Genomic DNA, 19,409 nt, shown 5'->3' with positions numbered 1-19,409 from the left:
GAGATTTAGATTTTTATTTTAAAGCGTAAATTTTATTAATAAAAAGTCCCCAGACAATTTATGTATACGTCTTGTACAGGACCCAAATAAAGATCAAAACAGAATATGGCCCCAAGTATTAAAAAGTATTTTATATATACAATATTTTTGGTTTTCCCTTTATCGTTAAGTTTATATGCCCAAAGCAAAATTGAAAAGTCTGTCTCTTCAAATATTGCTGCTGGTAAGTCTTCTTGTGCGTTAAAAAAATTAAACCAAGCAACCGCAATTACACCTGTAATTATTTTAGATAATTCTAAACAGTTTATAGTAGAGCTATCCATCCCCAAGGATAGCTTTGCTGTAGTCGCTGAAGGAGTTGATAAATCAAATACAGATGTCAAAACCACAGAAAAGCAGTCCAAAAATATCGCAACATACTCAGCGCTTGCAAAAGATATTATTGAGAATTATAAATATGATTTTTCTGAAACGTTTATAGATATTTTGTTTTTTGAAGATATAGATTTGGCAAGAATTCGCACTATATGATGAAAAAAACTACTCTTTCTCTAAAATCATTATTTGTTTTAGGAGTTTTTTTATTTACCGTTTACAAATCTAATGCCCAAGCCACAATCTCAGCAAGTAAGTTTGATTTTGTGAATATTTGTGCAGGGGATTTTGTAAACGGCAAACCCTTTAATGAGTATAATGTAACTTTTACATATAGTGATTTTACCGCTGATGTAACTTTTGACGTAGAAATATCAGACGAGAACGGAGTTTTTTTAGCTACCCCGCTTTTGGCCACTAAGCTTGAAGTTACAAATATTTCTACTAGCCAGCAAAAAATAAAATTTGCTATTCCCGTTGATTTAAAAGGGTCTGACACTTATAGTATAAGAATTAGAAGCAATAAAAGTGTGAATAGCCAAAGAATTAAAAATTTTAGTAATAACGATACTTTTTCCGTTTATTATAAAAATTATGTTGATTCGTTTTCTATCAATAATCAGGCTAGTACTGCTACTTTTTGTAGTGGAGGAAGTCTGACACTTTCTATTGACAATCCTACCCCGTCAGTAAAAGAGTCTTCACCAGTAAACTATTCAAACTTAAAATACATTTGGTATAAAGATGAGGTTGTGGTTTCCGGACAAAGTGCAGCAAGTTTAGCTGTGAATACTCCAGGTAGTTATTATGCAAAAATTGACTACGGTAAATGTTCTGATAATAATTTTAGCTCTAATCGTGTTACAGTTACAAGTTCATCTGGATCAGGAGCATCGGTTTCAATTAGTTCTAGTTTGGGAAATCCTTTTTGTGCAAACGGGGGTAATACTGTTTTGACGGCAACGTCTGGTAATAGTTACATCTGGAAAAAAGACGGTGTAGTAATAAGCGGTGTAACAAGCCGTACTTATGCTACAAACGAAGCAGGTGTTTATACCGTTGATGTTAATTTTGGAGGTTGTTCAGGATCAGGAAGCATTAACCTAATTAGTAATAGCTTTGATGCAAGTATTGATGTGGCTGAAGAAACAACTATCAATGAAGGTGAAACTTTAAGTGTCACTGTAACAGATGATGCTTCAAGCCCAACTTATGAATGGTATTTGAATGGTAATCTTATTGAAGGAGCAACATCTGATACTTATGTAGTTTCTTTTAGAGGAAAATATAGAGTAAAAGTTTCTCAGGCAGGTGGATGTATTTCTACAAAAGAATTTACTTTTAAAGTTAATGGACCACCAAGTGACGCTACAGTAATTCCAAACATCATTCAATTAAGTACTTCTCCATATTGGAATATTCCTAAAGAATATCAAAACGAAAGCACAAAAGTTATAATTATAAGCTCAAATGGAGAAAAGGTTCTGGATGTTGTCAATTATCAAGGTGATTGGCCTCAGACAGGATTAGATATTAAAAATATAAATCCGGTATTCTACTATGTCATTAAAGGCGATGCAGGTGAAAAAAAGGGATCAATAACGGTGCTAAAATAATATGAAGAAAATTTTACTATTCTTAACTTTATTTTGCGGTTTACCAAAGTTACTCTACTCTCAGGATACAAATGAGGGTGGAGTTGTTTCGTTTTCATTACCTATCAGAAATTCATTAAAGTTTAATAGATATTTAATCAACCCGACATTCAGTTTTGTTAGGGAACAAAATCCTACGGTAAGTTTCTATAACAAAAGACAATACGTACAATTTGATGACGCTCCAAATACTTATCTCTTTAATTACTCAGGACGTTTGAAGGAAAATGATGGGTATGCTATAGGTTTATTTCAGCAAAATTACGGTTTAATGACAGTTTTTGGGGGAGTTTTCAATTTTGCTCATAATATTGAATTACAAGAGGACAGTAATTTAACTTTTGGATTAAACGTTGGTGCTTACCAAAGTGGTTTGAATAAAGGAAAAATAATATCTGACGATGTTTTGAATGTAGATTATCCTACAAATACTCTTATTGCAATAAATCCAGGGATCAACTACGGAACGGCCTTTCTTGATTTCGGTTTATCCATGAACAATTTAATTCTGTATAATTTTGGTTCAGGAATGGTAAAAGAGGATCCTGAAAAAGCCATTCAATTGCACGCTATGTATACAGGATATATTGATAGCTATGGTTTTTTTGATCAAAGTAAATTTTCAGGGATTGTAAAAACAGAAATTAAAAAAGACAATACCATTATTTCAGGGCTTGCTATGTTAACTCTTCCGAAAGGAATTTGGGGGCAAGTTGGTTATAATACTTTATACGGAGTTTCTGCAGGATTAGGAGCTAATATAACAGCCAATATTGCAATTGAATATAATTATGAAAGAGGTTTTGGTAATTTCACCAATTTAGGAGCCTCTCATGAATTTGTTATTGCATATAAATTTAAAAATACAAGATACTATTATGGAGATGATGAAGAAGGCTCTTTAATAGATACTTACAAGCCAAAACCTGTAATAGCTAAAAAATCAACTGCTCCAATTACAAGAGTAGATGGTGCAACAAAAGCAAAATTAGCAGCAGAAGCTAAAGCTAAGGCTGATACTGAAGCATTACAGGCAAGATTGGCTGCAGCAGCAAAAGTTAAAGCTGATGCTGAAGCTGCAGCAAAAGCAAAATTAGAATCAGATAATAAGGCAAAAGCAGATGCTGAGGCATTAAAAATAAAACTAGCAGCAGAAGCAAAAATTAAAGCCGATGCTGAAGCAACAAAATCAAAATTATTAGCAGAAGCTAAAGCTAAAGCCGATGCAGAAGAAGCAAAACGTAAAGCAGAAGCTAAAGCAAAAGCAGAAGCAGCAGATTTACAATCTATTATTGCTGCTGATGCTAAGGCAAAAGCAGATTCTGATGCACTTCAGGCAAGATTAGCAGCTGAAGCTAAAGCGAAAGCAGCAGCTGAAGCTAAAACTAAAGCAGCGAAGGATGCTGCAATTAAAGCCAAAGCAGCAGCAGATGCCAAAGCGAAAACAGCTGCATTAGCGGCAGAAAAAGAAAGATTAGCCGCCGAAGCCAAAGCTAAAGCCGATGCTGAAGAAAGACAATCAAGAATTGCAGCAGAGGCCAAAGCTAAAGCCGATGCTGAGGCATTACAGATAAAATTAGCTGCCGAAGCTAAAGCCAAAGCTGATGCAGAGATATTAAAAGTTAAGTTAGCTGCGGAAGCCAAAGCTAAAGCTGATGCGGAAGCCTTACAGGCAAAATTAGCTGCCGAAGCAAAAGCAAAAGCTGATATGGAAGCTTTACAGGCAAAATTAATCGCTGATGCTAAACTAAAAGCTGATGCAGAAGCGACGAATAAAGCTAAGGCTGAAGAAGAAGCTAAAAAGTTGAAATTGGCTGAAGAAGCCAAAGCTAAAGCCGATGCAGAAGCATTACAAGCTAAGTTAGCAGCCGAAGCTAAAGCCAAAGCTGATGCAGAAGCACTACAAGCTAAGTTAGCAGCCGAAGCTAAAGCTAAAGCCGATGCAGAAGCACTACAAGCTAAGTTAGCAGCTGAAGCCAAAGCCAAAGCTGATGCAGAAGCATTACAGGCTAAGTTAGCAGCAGATGCTAAAGCCAAAGCTGATGCAGAAGCATTACAAGCTAAGTTAGTAGCCGAAGCCAAAGCTAAAGCCGATGCAGAAGCATTGCAAGCTAAGTTAGCAGCAGATGCTAAAGCTAAAGCCGATGCAGAAGCATTGCAAGCTAAGTTAGCTGCGGAAGCCAAAGCTAAAGCCGATGCAGAAGCATTGCAAGCTAAGTTAGCTGCGGAAGCCAAAGCTAAAGCTGATGCAGAAGCACTACAAGCTAAGTTAGCTGCCGAAGCCAAAGCTAAAGCCGATGCAGAAGCACTACAAGCTAAGTTAGCAGCTGAAGCCAAAGCCAAAGCTGATGCAGAAGCATTACAAGCTAAGTTAGCAGCCGAAGCCAAAGCTAAAGCTGATGCAGAAGCATTACAAGCTAAGTTAGCAGCCGAAGCCAAAGCTAAAGCTGATGCAGAAGCATTACAAGCTAAGTTAGCTGCGGAAGCCAAAGCTAAAGCTGATGCAGAAGCATTACAAGCTAAGTTAGCTGCGGAAGCCAAAGCTAAAGCCGATGCAGAAGCATTGCAAGCTAAGTTAGCAGCCGAAGCCAAAGCTAAAGCCGATGCAGAAGCATTACAAGCTAAGTTAGCTGCCGATGCTAAAGCTAAAGCCGATGCAGAAGCATTACAAGCTAAGTTAGCAGCCGAAGCCAAAGCCGAAGCCAAAGCCAAAGCCGATGCAGAAGCATTACAAGCTAAGTTAGCAGCTGAAGCCAAAGCCAAAGCTGATGCAGAAGCACTACAAGCTAAGTTAGCAGCAGAGGAAAAAGCTAAAGCGGATGCACTGGCTGCCTCGACTCAAAAAGATGAAACTGCAAAAGAGATTGATAACTTAACACTATCGATTGAAGATTCAGGTAAAGTTCAGTCAGATTTAATTGCGAAATTTAATGCCACCGTTGCGAATAAGCAAAAAGATTTGGATGATATGAAGGAAGAAAATGATTTGAGTGAAAAAGGTATTTATAAAGAACCTAAACCATTTAAGAGTGTTGCGGCAGAAAATAGTATGATAGAGTCGTTAAAAAGTCAGATTGCTGATGCGAACAGAGCTCAAAAGAATGCTATTGCGAATTTGACAAATCTATATAACGAAAGACTTAAAAAGGTTCCTAATAAAGATGATGCTTTAAACAGAGCTTATTTGGAAAAAATCAATGAATTGAAGGCAGCTCAAATAAAAGCTGAAAAAGATAATATTGCATTGATTGCTAATTTAGAGCGTATTAAAACGGAAACTGAAATTGAGAAAAAACGTAGAATTAAACGTGCAGCTTATGAAAATGATCAGGGAAGATATGCTCAGGATATTGCAGCTCTTAAACGTATAAAAGAAACGACAAAATTAAGCAGTACGCCATTGACTGAAAGTGATTTTGATTTTGGAGAAGATCAGTCAAATATGCAGATTATTAAGAATATTAAAAACTCTGAAAATGGCTATTATTTAATTCTTGCAGTTCACAATAGTGTTGAAAAACGCGATCAGTTTTTAACAAAAGCTGTTGCTGCCGGACGTTCAGATGTTAATTTCTTTTATGACATAACAACAAGTAAATATTACATTTATTACGAAAAATTTGAAGGTTTATCAGATGCTCAAAAGGCGTTGGAAGCAAAAGGAAATAAACCTTACAACGGAAAAATGGCAATAGTAAAAGTTGAAAATTAATTAGAATAGGAATAAAGAATACGGTTCTTTTAAAAGTACCGATAAAATAAATATTTTTAAAGTGCCCAAAGCTTTTTCTAACGCCCCTTAGATAAAAGCCTAAGCCCCAAAAAAAGTAAATACCATGAAAAAACCTACTACTTTTAAACCTGCAGAATTGGTTTTAGCAATCCTTACAAATCTTGTAATGTTTGCTAAAAATGAGTTTCATGCTCTAAGAATACTTTGTTGTTTCAATGAGATAAAGTTTTTGAAAGCTTCAAAAACGAGGAATCTTGCAGTTCTTGTATTTTTATTGTTTTTATCTTTTAACATTGGCCATGCACAGGTAGGAACAACCTTCTCTGCCAGGCTTGATGATGGAAAAGGAAATAAGTATCTTAAAGTTCAGGGAGATATCAAATTGATTGGAAACACAATTTTGACTCCAAAGGGTAAAAGTTTACCTTTTAATGATGCGGGAAACAATAATGATTTGGATGCTGTTTATGTAGATATTGATGGTGATAATAGTACGGTAAGTTCAAGTAGTGCAAATTTACTTATCAATAATAGTTGTAAAAGAATTGTCTTTGCCGGATTGTATTGGTCAGCCATGTATCCTAATGCAGCAAGTACAAACGGGAACTGTTTTAATTGTGGTACTACTGCGTTAACTGACTGGAACCAGGTGAAGTTTAAGGTTCCGGGAGGTACTTATCAAACGTTGACTGCTAGTGGTACTAAAGAGGTAATTTTTAAAGGGGATAATAGTAATAATTTTAATAACGGAGTTTATGTTTGTTTTAAAGATGTAACTTCAATATTGCAGGGATTGGCAGATGCTGATGGTACTTATACAGTAGCTAATTTAAGAGCAACAACGGGTATTAGACAGGGAGGTAGTGCAGGTGGATGGACTTTGGCAGTTATTTACGAAAGTCCGACAGTTTCAAGTAAGTATATTTCTGTTTTTGACGGAGCACAAATGACAAATGTCGATGCGGGAACGAATCAATTATTGAAAGTTGATATACCGATTAGTGGATTTCAAACTTTGCCTGTTGGATTTCCTGTAATAGCAAAAGTTGGTGTGGCTGCCTTGGATGGAGATTATAGCAAAAATGGTGATGGTTTATTATTTAAAAATGGATTGGTACCAACTCCTCCTTCTGCTACAGCAAATAGTCTATTTACACCCATTACAAACACACTTAATCCAACAACACTTTCTCCAGAAACAAGTTCTAACTTTTTCAATGCTTCGATTACTGTTGATAATGCCCAGGTTACGAATCGTAATCCTACCAACAGGAATAATTTAGGTTTTGATATTGATTATTTAGAAATTCCAAACCCATCCAATTCTGTAATTCCTAATGGTGCAACTCAGGGAACTTTTAGAATGTTTACAAATGACCAATCAGGGGGAGGAGATGGTTACGCTGCATTTTTGGCTACTTTTGCGGTAGATGTTATTGAACCAAAAATTACTTTAACCAAAGAGGTTTTTGATTATTCTACAACTCCTCCTACCAATATGGGTAATAAGGATGTTACTTTAGGTAAGGAGTTAAATTATGTAATTGGTTTTCAAAATCAGGGTAATGATAATGCTACCAATTTTACCATAACAGATATTTTACCTATTAACACCAAATTTAATTATCCTACTGATATAGTTGAACTACCGGCAGATATAGTTATTAGTGGTGTTAGATATAAAGTGACCCATAGTTATGATGCTGCAACACGTACTATTACATTTACGATTCCAAAACAATTTGTTGAAGTAAGTGATCCTAGATATACTATTCGATTTAAAGTTAAAGTTGTAGAATCTTGTAGTGAGATAAGTGATGTTTGTTCTAATATTATTCAGAATACGGCATTATCAAATTATTCAGGTACTTACAATACAGGAATTTTTGGGGATAAAAGTTTAGATTCCTATACAAGCTGTAATGTGGGTATTCCACAATCAACAAACTTTTTGGTTGATGTTGATGACTGTAAATTTGAAAAAAACGAAGTTTTATGCGGAACAAGTATTCAAATTAAGGCAGCTAACGGCTACAGCAGTTATTCATGGTCAACCAGCCCGACAGGAACACCTGTAATTGGAACCAGTCAAACACTTACAGTCGTAAAAGAAGGAGTATATTATGTTAAAAATACTGCTCCTGCACCTTGTTTGTCAATAGCCGAAAAATTTACAGTAACATTAGCAAATAATTTATTGGAAAACCCTGTATTACCTTATGCAAGATCCCCATATGCAGGAAGTATTACAGAATGCCCTGATAACGGAAAATTATTGCCTAATTTATTTTTATGCGGAGCAAGTGATTTTAGAGATATAAAAACAGGTATTTCGGCAACAGGAACTACAATAGTTTGGGAAAAGCTTAATGAAGGTAGTTGTCCGGCAGTCGCAAATGATAAATGTGCCAATGAAAATGAATCCTGTAGCTGGTCGCAAGTAGCATCCGGACCAGATTACCGAGCCGATACTAAGGGACAATATCGCTTAACAATTACCTACCAAAATAATTGTGTTAACCAGTTTTATTTTAATGTTTTTAAAAACGAAGTAAATCCTACTGTAACTTATAACGATATCTATTGTAACACAAAAGGTAAAATTACAGTAAATGGTCTTCCTACTGGATATGTATATAGTCTGACCAAAAACGGAACATATACCAGCACTAATACTTTTACAATAAATACAGCGGGGAACTATACTGTATATATTAAACAAACAGGTGTTGATACAAACCCTTGTATATTTGAATTATCTGTTACTATTGTTGACAGAAAATTAGAGGTTGAAACAATTGTAACTCATCCAATATGTTTTGGAGACAAAGGAAGTATTAAAGTTAACACTTCTGGTGTAAGAGGACAGTATTATTATGAACTTTTTAAAAATGGTACTTCTATTCAAAAAGTTGGACCAGTAACTGCAGCTGATTATACTTTTAATAATTTAGATGAAGGAGGTTATTCCTATACAGTAAAAACAGACGATGGATGTTCTTATACAAATTATTATGTAGCTATTAATCAATCTGCAGGAGAAATAAAAGCTTCAGCAGCAATTTCAAGACCTTTAACAGATTGTACTACAGGTATAATAAAAATAACGGCTTCACAAGATAGAAATTGGAGTAATTCTTTTTACTATTTTGTAAACGGCTCGTCTACTTTCCAAACCTCTAATGAAATTGAGGTAACTACAGCAGGAACCTATACGATTAGAGTTGTGGGATCAAATAACTGTGAAAAAATTATCACTATTGATGTTCCTAAAACGCCTAAACCAACTTATACAGTTTCTAATACGAACAGTAATTGTTATGATGATGCTGCAGAGATAAGAATTAATCTGACCAGTTCAACTTCAGGATATACTATGGGTTATAGTATTGATGGTGGAGCAACATATCAGACCAATCCTGTTTTTTCAAATTTGACACCAGGTACTTATAGCGTAAAAGTAAAATATAGTGTCACTTATCCTATTACAAATTGGCCTTATACAGAAACCAAAGAGTGTTCTGATCCGGCACAGTCTGTTACTATAACAGGACCAACTTCGTCAGTAACTGCTTCGGCTGGTGTTGCTGAATTAGCGGGTTGTGGACCATTACAAGGAGGTCAGCCAACGGGATTAATTAGGTTTACTAATGTTGAGGGAGGAACGGCTCCATACCAATACAGTTTTGATGGTGGTGCAAGTTGGCAAAGTTCTCCGCAAAAGTATGTTATATCTTCTACAGTTCCTTACGATTTACGTGTTAAGGATAATTTAGGATGTATCTATAAAATTCCTTATAATGTTATTTTAGATCCTAAACCACAGGATCCGTCTGTTGACAATAATATTACTCCTATATACAATTGTGATGGTTCGGCTACTGCAACTGTTGTGGTAAATACTCCTACTACAAGTAGTGGGACTACCTATACTTATGAGTATTATATTAAAAAGAATGGTTCAGCAACTGCTGTTCCAAATACTCCAATAACAAGTAATACATTTACAAATGTTCCTGCCGGAAATCACACTGTTATTGTAAAATATAATATTCAAACAGTTTCTACTTATAGTAACTTATTGCAGGAAGATTTTGGAAGAGGAGGAGATACTCAATCTCCGGGTATTAATTCGGCTTATTGTTGGGAAAAACAAGATGGTAATACTCTTGCTTTTGCGACTTGTAGTCTCTCTGATTGGCATCCATGGTTAATGAACGATGGAGATTATGTAGTAACAAGTGCGTTGCTACCTGATCATGGTCCTGATTTTAATTGGTGGTTACCTAAAGACCATACTGCGGTGTTAAATAATACACCACTTGTTACAGGAGGAAGATTTTTGGCTGTGAATATTGGTTCAACGATTCCTCTTGGAGCAGTACTATATAGTAAGCCAATTAACGATGTGATTCCTAACCAACCAATAAATGTGTCATTGTTTATGACCAATTTATTGAAAATCACTAATGATTTACCGTCTCCGCAATTGACGGTTCAATTAGTTAAAAATGGTACGGTTATCGCTTCCCAAGTAATGCCTAGTATTCCTAGAGATGAAAAATGGCATTCAAGTACCGATTTGGCAGGTGCTCTTTTGAGTTTAAATCCAGGAACTAATACTTCTTTAGATTTCCAAATAATATCAAATAGTCAAGTAGTTACAGGTAATGATTTAGCAATTGATGATATTCTTGTTTATCAGGTACCAAAAGCTTGTGGAAATGAAATAGAAATACCTGTTGTTGTTAATACCAATGGTGCATTTGCAGTACCAACACCTGGTGTACAGGATACGAAGTGTAGTACTTCTAATGATGGTGTAATTACTATTGCAGCATCTAATTTTGACACTACAAACGGATTTTATTATTCAATCGATAATGGTTTAAATTGGCATACTTCTACAACTTCACCAGTAACAATTTCAGGATTAAGTGCCGGCACCTATAAAGTTATTGTGAAAAATGACAATGCCGGAACTTGTTCTTTTTCATTTGATTCAGTTATTAAATCTCCTCAGGGAATTCTTATTGTTCAGGTAGATAAAACAGCTTTAACCTGTGCTCCATCCCCAGATGCATCTATAACAGTTACGACTGTTACAGGAGGAACAGGTAGCTATTTATATCAATTGAGTGATGCTTCAGGAATTGTTAGGGTTTATCAGTCAGGTAAAACTTTCGCAGGCTTAGGAGAAGGAACTTATACCATTATGGTAAAAGATGCAAATGGATGTTTATCTCAGCCATCAGCTGATATCATAATAACCAGACCAACCGGACCAACAGCAACTTTGGCTGCTTCTACTGATTGGTGTTATACACCTTCTAACCCTGCTAGTTTAGTTGTTACTGTGACAGGAGGATTATCTCCTTACACTTATAAATTAGATAGTAATACACCAGTTAATAGTAATACATTTAATAATGTTGGAGCTGGTACACATACAATTGTAGTTACTGACAGTAATAATTGTACAGCGACTATTTCAAATATTATTATTGAGCCGGAATTGAAATTAACTGCAAGCTTAGCTCAGGATTTGACTTGTTTAGTAAATGCTTCAATTACAACAGTCGTTTCAGGTGGTTATGGAGCGCCTTATACTTATACTGTTTCCCGAAATGGTGGGACTGCCAGTGCTGTAACTTCATTTCCTTATACAGCAACTCAGGCTGGAAATTATATATTTACAGTAACAGATAGCAAGGGTTGTACAGCAACAAGTAATACGATTGTTGTTACGCCAAAAACGACACCAACATTAACAACAGTTAAAACTGATATTACTTGTAACAATGCAAATGATGGTACAATTACAGTTACTGCTTCAAATGGAGCAACTACAGTTTACACTTATGCAATTAAACTAAGTTCTGCATCTACTTATACAACTCAGACAACAAATCAGTTTACTGGTTTAGCGGCGGGTACTTATAATATTAAAGTAATTGACAGTAAAGGTTGTGAATCTGCTGTAAGTGACATTATTATTATAAATCCGGGTGTAGTTACTGCTACAATTAGTGCAACAGAATTAAAATGTAGTACATCAGGAACAGTTCCGGCAGTTGTCACAGTGACAGGTTCAGGAGGAACAGGAGCTTATCAATATAGTTTTAATGGAGCATCAAACTTTACAACTACAAATACGTATTCTACTTCTGTAGCAGGAACGGTTACTGCTTATGTAAAAGATAATAGTGGTTGTCAGATAGGACCTTTATCTGTTACAATTGGGGCTTTAGTACCAATTACAGATATTACTATTGTAGATAATGGTTATGACTGTTCTACAACACCAGTAGGTGGACAAGTTACGATTACTGCTGTTAAAGCGGGAACAGGAAATACATTTAGTTATCAAATTATTTCTGGACCAACAGGATATAATACTTCAGCTAATTCAACGGGAATTTTTCAAGGTTTAGCTGCCGGAAGTTATATTTTCGAAGCAACAGATACTAAAACCAATTGTAAGTTTACGAAAGATCATACTATTAGTGGAATTCCGGCTATTACAGCTGGAGGTTCAGTAATTAGTACTATTAAATGTTTTGGAGAAACCGGAAGTATTCAGTTTACTGTTTCAGGAGTTGCTACTAGTGGTTATGATTATATTGTTAGAAATTCATCTAATGTAACAATTGGTTCTAATACAAATCAAACAGCTGCCACTATTGATCTGAATAATCTTCTAGCAAATACTTATACAATTACTGTTACTGATAGAAAAACAAAATGTACTGGTACTTATTCAGTTACTTTATCACAGCCAACAGCAGCCGTTTCTATAACAAATGCAGTAGCAACTAATGTTAATTGTAATAACGATAATTCACAAATTACAATAACCGCAACAGGTGGAACGCCAAATTACGTATATGCGTATGCTGTAAATCCATCAACGGTTCCTACATCTACTTATGGAAATAATAACATTTTAACAGTTGACACTAATTCTGGTGCAAACTTAGTTTGGGATGTTTATGTTAGAGAGGCTAATGGATGTATTGCAAAAAGGACAGTTACTGTCGTTAGTGATAACCTTCCATCAGTTACTGCCTTGGTGAGTAACCAATGTACAGGCTCAGGCAGTAGTTTTACGATTACGGCTACCGGTACAGGAGGAACAGGAAGTTTGACATATGGAATCGGCGGAGCTACCGGTGCATTCCAGAGCAGTCCAACCTTTACAGTTTCGGCAGGTACTTATACTGTTTGGGTAAAAGATGGCAATGGCTGTACAGCTTCTGCCACACCAATTACGGTTTATCCACAGTTGACAGCTACTGCAGCGGTTAGCAGAGAGCTTAGTTGTTCTGCAACGACCCCTCAGGCACAAATTACCGTTACGGCTTCGGGAGGCAGAACGTCTTATACCTATGAAGTTTCTGCCAACGGTGGATCTACATATACAGCAATGGCAAGTAATGTTTATACAGCAGCTAGTGCAGGTACTTATACATTCAGGATCACAGATGCCAATAGCTGTCCAGTTATCACTACAGCTACAGTGAATGCGATTTCAAACCCTACAGTGACAGCTTCACAAGTGAATGCGAGTTGTAATGGAAATTCCAATGGTTCAGTTACCTTAACAGGAGCCGGAGGTTCTGGAGGTTATACTTACAGCAATAATGCTACTACAGGCTTTACAGCTACAGCTACCTTTACGGGATTAGCTGCAGGCTCTTATACTTTTTATGTAAAAGACAGCAAGAGCTGTACAGGTTCAGTTAATGTTACTATTACTCAGCCAACAGTTTTAACAGCTACAGCCTCTGCAGGTACTTTTAGCTGTAATTCGACTAATGTTAAGCAGTCCGCAGATGTTACGATCGATGTACCAACTACAGGAACAGCTCCATATACATATAGTTTTGAGGGAGGAGCTTTTACAGGTACAAGAACTTTCACAGTTAATGATAACGGTTCAGATCAAACGATTGATTATATAGTAAAAGACAATAACGGCTGTACCTTTACAGGTTCAGTTACTATCAACAGATTAAACCCACCGGTAATTTCAGATATTACCCATACTGATATTTACTGTACACCTGCTTCTCGTACTACCAGTACAGTTACTGTTTCCAAGACAGCAGGAACAGGAGTTGGTACGGTTACTTATGAAATTACGGCACCAGCCGCTTCAGTGACTTCAAATACTACAGGATCTTTCGCTGGATTGGCCGGAGGAGTTACTTATAGTTTCAAAGTAACCGATGCAAGTGGCTGTTATGCTACAGGATCTCATACAGTTCCTGTTGTTACACCAATTGCAGCGACTGCTACCAAACTAAACGATGTATATTGTAATGGAGGATCTACAGGTTCTATCCGATATGATGTAAGCCAGTTTACTACTACTTACAGTTACAGTATAAACGGAGGTACGCCAGTTACGGCTCAGAGTGCAGCTTCGTTTACCCTGCCAAACCTTGGTGTAGGTACTTATGATGTTGTTTTCACAGATGAGACTACAGGATGTCCATTCTCTACTTCTATCACCATTACCCAGCCAAGCCTATTAGGAGCTTCGGTTGCACAGATAAATGCGAATTGTAATGTTGCTACCTCTAAGGTTACCGTAACCGCTACAGGTGGTACACCAACATATACTTATGCTTATAAACAAGACGGAGTTGCTCCGGTAGCAGCGGATTATGTTGCCAGCAACAGTGCAGATTTGAATCCAACGACCAATACGCAATGGGATGTTTGGGTGAAAGACCTAAACGGATGTACCGTTAAAGTGGATGTTACCATTTCAACAGACAGTACTCCATCAGTTACTGCCTTGGTGAGTAACCAATGTACAGGCTCAGGCAGTAGTTTTACGATTACGGCTACCGGTACAGTGGGTGAAAGACCTAAACGGATGTACCGTTAAAGTGGATGTTACCATTTCAACAGACAGTACTCCATCAGTTACTGCTACAGGAGCAGGTTGTTTAGGTACTGCCGGAGGTTATACTATTTCTGCATCTGTAACAGGTGGTACAGGAACATTGTCTTACAGTATTAATGGAGGAGCTTCTTACCAGGCTGCTAATACTTTCACAATAACATCAGCAGGAATATATATTATTCGTGTAAAGGATGCTAACGGCTGTACTGAAGATAGTAATCCGGTTACAGTAGTTCCACAATTAACTTTAAGTGCAGTTTTAAATAAAGATATTACTTGTAATCCAGCTCCAACAGCTGCGCAAATTACTTTAACTCCAACAGGAGGTGCAGGACCGTTTACATACGCAAGTTCAGGTGGTTCAGGAACTTTTGCGGGGAATGTATTTACCACAAGTACTCCGGGTAATTATACTTTCACGGTTACGGATGCTAATTTATGTTCTGCTTCAACAACAACAGCAATTGTAGTTAGTCCAGCTGTTAACCCAGATATTACAGGTGTTTCTCAAACACAATCTATTAATTGTAATGGAGATAATACAGCAGCAATTAATATAACAATTGATAATACAAAAGGATTAGCTCCGTTTGTTTTCAATGTATTGAATACAACAACAGGAACTGATTACGGAACTCAGACTTCTGGTTTAGCAGCAGGTAATTATACAATTACTGTAACAGATGCCAAAGGTTGTACAGATACAGGAAGTATTAGTATTTCTCAACCAAACCCTATTGTGGTTGATTATGATGTTGACCCTATTACTTGTGGGGCCGGAGGTGTTTCATTAGGAAGAATAATTGTTAATGGTGTAACAGGTGGAACTCCAAATTATACTTACCATGTTACTGGAGTAAATGGTTACAATCAAAAGTTCACAAATCAACCAGGTAATTCACAAGTGTTTGATATCGTTGATTTTGGATTATATGAATTAATTATTACAGATGCAAATGGTTGCCAAAAATTGCATCAGAATATTTTGGTTGCATCTCCACCAGATGATTTAGATATTACTGTTTCACCATCTCCGGTAGTTTGTTCAGGAACGGGATCTGCGCTTGTAGCTGTTAGTTCTTCACCGACAAGTACTATTGGTACAGGACCGTTTTATTTCAGTTTATATACAGGTTCTGTTCCTTTATACCCATCAGGAACATGGTTAGCTGAAGATGCTGTGGGAAGTAAACAAACTACATTTACTAACTTGATAGCAGGGGTAACTTATACTTTTGTAGTATATGATGCAGATGCAGCTCATGGAGGTACAGGAACAGGATGTTACTATTTTGAAACATCAGAATTCCCGATCGGAACAAATTCAACAATTACAGTTACCCCTTTAACAGGGAACAATATTACTTGTAAAGGTGCAGCAAACGGGAATGTAACATTTACTATGAATCATACATATGGTGTAGCAACACCTGTTACTTATCAGGTTTATAGTTCACAATCTGTTACTCCGGTGGGAGGATTAGTTAGTACAATTATTCCGGCTAGTGGTTCATTAGTTGTAAATAATTTTGGCACACTACCATTTGGTAATTATTTTGTGTTGATTACAGAAGATGCAGGTGCAACAAATGCTGGTTGTAGTAAAGCTTCGGCTCCATTTGATATTACAGAATCTGCTATTGATTTATCTGTTACAGCTTCAAAAATTAAAAATGTTAATTGTAATGAAGATGGTGTAATTGCTGCTTTGGCTAAAGATGGTACAGCACCTTATACATATCAATATTTATTAGCATCAGCTACTCCACCAATAGCAAGTACAGCAGGTTGGACCGGAAATACGACTTTTGCAACTAGTGTAACAGGAAATTATGTTGTTTACGCAAAAGATGCTTATGGTTGTATTAAAACTGCAGCTGTAACGTTAGATGCAGATGATGCTCCAACAGTTACTCCACCAGCAGTTCCGCTTTGTTATGATGGAACAGCGTTTACACTTACTTTTTCAGGAACAGTTGATCCTGATATTGTAGGAGCAGCAACTTATAGTGTAAACGGAAGTGCTTTCCAAAGCTCACCAAGTTTTACATTCAATGCGGCTGGCACTTATAATTTAGTAATCAAAGACGGAAACGGATGTACAGCTGATGTTGATTTTGAAGTGTATCCTAAGTTAAACTTATCTGCTTCATTGACTAAAGAATTAGATTGTACAACAAATCCGGAAGCAGTAATTACTTTAACAGCTACTGGAGGAAATACAACACCTGCTGCTAATTATACTTATGAAGTATCTTATAATAGTGCTCCATTCGTAACAGCTTCAAATCCATATTATGCCGCGTCAGCTGGAAATTATGTGTTTAGAGTTACAGATGCTAATAATGCAACACTATGTCAAACGATAACAAGTTTTGATTTAGACCCTATTCCAACTACAGTGTTTGGAACAACAGTGACCAATGTAAGTTGTAATGGTGGTACTGATGGAAGTATTATTGTAAATGTTACTGCAGGTGAAGGACCTTATAAATATAGTCTAGATGGAGGTTTAACTGAGCAGGGAACTAATACGTTTACAGGTTTAACGGCCGGAACAGCTTATGTTGTAACTGTTCGTAATGCCAGAAATTGTACATTAAATTCTGCACCGGTAACGATCACCGAGCCGGGATTATTGTCAGCTAGTGATGTTGTAACACCATTTGGCTGTAACTCAGGTAATGTACCACAACCGGCAGTTGTTACGGTAACTGCAAGCTCAGGTACAGGGCCATATACTTATAGTTTTAACGGATCGTCTACTTATGCTGGGGCAAATACATTATTTGTAACAGATAACGGAACGGACCAGACTATTACATATTCAGTAAAAGATGCCAATGGCTGTATCTTTAACGGAAGTACTACAGTAAATAAATATTTACCGTTAACCGATATTACGTTTGCTCTGACTACGGCACCGGTTTGTCCAACCAATATTGCCGATGTTACCCTGACGGTATCGGGAGGATATACACCTATGGCTAAATACGAAATCATTTCACCAATTACAGTTGATAACGGCAATAATGCGTTGTTTACCGGTTTGGCACCTGATACATATTTATTCAAAGTAACCGATGCTAATGGCTGTTCAATAGAGAAGAACTATAGAGTTGTTCCTGTTGTTCCAATTGCTATTGCAGGAATTATGTTAAATGATATTTCATGTAATGCTGCAGACGGAACCACAAATAATGGTTCTGCACAATACACAGTTACAGGTTTCAGTTCAACGGGTAATTATAGCGTTGTAACTTCTCCTGTAGTTGCAGCAGGACAGATTTCACAAGTTGGTGATGTAATTACCTTAACAGGTTTATCAGCAGGTACTTATACAGTAACAGTAGAAGACAATACAACACATTGTTCAGAGAGTGCAGCTGTTACTATAACAGAGCCAACTGCTATTGCTTTCACGGCAGCAGGTACAAAAGTGTTCTGTTCACAGGATATTTCTACCATTACAGTTAGTGGAGTTACAGGTGGAACAGGATCTTATACTTACGCTGTTGTACAAGGCGGAGCTACTGCACCGGTTGCTACAGCTTATGGTACAAATGCAGTAATGTCAGTAGATACTAATCTGACAGATCTGTCATGGGATGTTTATGTAAAAGATACTAATGGTTGTATCCATATGGAGAATGTGACAATCACAAACGATGCGCCTCCTGTTATTACTCCGGCAGCACCACAGTGTTATGCAGGTTCAGCGTTGACAGTTGATTTGGATCTTTTGACTACGACATACAACGGAGTTAAATCATACACATTAAACGGATCAGCTTTGGCTAGCTCAACAGCTACCTTTACATCTCCTGGTACTTATACATTAGGAATTAAGGATGACAATGGTTGTGAGGCATTTGTAAGTTATACAATCGAAAAACAATTGTTAGCTACAGCTACCTTGACTAAAGACTTGTATTGTGCAGGATCAGTTAATGCTACAATTGATGTTGTTATTACAGATGGAGTTGCGCCGTATACTTACCAAATGTATGTAGACGGAGTTCTTACAGGAGCTGCAACGGCTACACCGACAGGCTTTACAGCTTCAGTTTCAGCAACAGGCAGTTATACATTTGTCATTACAGACAGCAATGCAGCAGTTTGTTCAGTGACTACTAATGCAGCAGTTGTAACGCCTCCTGCCAAACCATTGGGTACAGCAGTTCCAACGGCAGTAATCTGTAATGGAGAGAGCAACGGAACGATCACAGTAACGCCTTCAAACGGAGTTGCGCCATATACTTTTGTTCTAAGCGGAACAGGAGCCAATGCAAGCGGTAATACGACAGGAATCTATACAGGCCTGATTGCAGGTACTAGTTATTCAGTAGTTGTAACGGATGCTAAAGGATGTCCTTCCGATCCGATTCCGGTAACGATCACCGAGCCGGGATTATTGTCAGCTAGTGATGTTGTAACACCATTTGGCTGTAACTCAGGTAATGTGGTACTAGTTATTCAGTAGTTGTAACGGATGCTAAAGGATGTCCTTCCGATCCGATTCCGGTAACGATCACCGAGCCAGTTGTTTTAGGGGCTAATGCAGTTGTAACGCCATTTGGTTGCGATAATACAAATGCTCCTAAGGATGCTATAGTAACAATTGTAGCGACTGGAGGAACATCTGATTATACTTATAGTTTTGATGGAGGAACTACTTTCCAAGCTTCAGCATCATTCTCTGTAAATAGTGCAAAAACTATTAATTATG

General features: G+C 37.0%; 5 protein-coding genes. All 5 read left to right on the top strand.

Going from position 1 to position 19,409, the window contains the following annotated elements; genetic code table 11:
- Positions 1 to 105: 105 nt before the first annotated feature.
- The 5 genes from GWR14_RS12755 to GWR14_RS12735 all read left to right on the top strand — a co-directional run bounded on the left by GWR14_RS12755 (position 106) and on the right by GWR14_RS12735 (position 19,163).
- Positions 106 to 531, top strand: a complete 426-nt coding sequence (locus tag GWR14_RS12755) for a hypothetical protein (protein ID WP_163409406.1) — start codon at positions 106 to 108, stop codon at positions 529 to 531.
- Positions 528 to 1,991 carry a gliding motility protein SprC gene (gene sprC, locus GWR14_RS12750; protein ID WP_163409405.1) on the top strand — a complete coding sequence of 488 codons (1,464 nt, stop codon included), beginning with the start codon at positions 528 to 530 and terminating at the stop codon, positions 1,989 to 1,991. The genes GWR14_RS12755 and sprC overlap by 4 nt, the downstream gene beginning before the upstream one ends.
- A gap of 1 nt (position 1,992) precedes the next feature.
- Entirely contained in the window at positions 1,993 to 5,742 is a 3,750-nt protein-coding gene (locus GWR14_RS24020) for a PorP/SprF family type IX secretion system membrane protein (protein WP_163409404.1), read from the top strand.
- Positions 5,743 to 5,866: 124 nt separating this feature from the next.
- Complete coding sequence (locus tag GWR14_RS12740; protein ID WP_163409403.1) at positions 5,867 to 14,662, top strand: beta strand repeat-containing protein; 8,796 nt, start codon at positions 5,867 to 5,869, stop codon at positions 14,660 to 14,662.
- Entirely contained in the window at positions 14,634 to 19,163 is a 4,530-nt protein-coding gene (locus GWR14_RS12735; protein ID WP_163409402.1) for a SprB repeat-containing protein, read from the top strand. Before GWR14_RS12740 ends, GWR14_RS12735 begins: the two co-directional genes overlap by 29 nt.
- Positions 19,164 to 19,409: the final 246 nt, after the last annotated feature.

The sequence above is a fragment of the Flavobacterium ajazii genome (assembly GCF_010614725.1).
Taxonomy (GTDB): domain Bacteria; phylum Bacteroidota; class Bacteroidia; order Flavobacteriales; family Flavobacteriaceae; genus Flavobacterium; species Flavobacterium ajazii.
The sequence above is the reverse complement of the archived record's forward strand: the minus strand, read 5'-3'. Positions and strand labels throughout refer to the sequence as shown.

Coding starts and splice junctions, on each gene's coding strand:
- GWR14_RS12755 (WP_163409406.1), top strand. CDS start 106: ATGGCCCCAAGTATTAAAAAGTATTTTATATATACAATATTTTTGGTT.
- sprC (WP_163409405.1), top strand. CDS start 528: ATGATGAAAAAAACTACTCTTTCTCTAAAATCATTATTTGTTTTAGGA.
- GWR14_RS12740 (WP_163409403.1), top strand. CDS start 5,867: ATGAAAAAACCTACTACTTTTAAACCTGCAGAATTGGTTTTAGCAATC.
- GWR14_RS24020 (WP_163409404.1), top strand. CDS start 1,993: ATGAAGAAAATTTTACTATTCTTAACTTTATTTTGCGGTTTACCAAAG.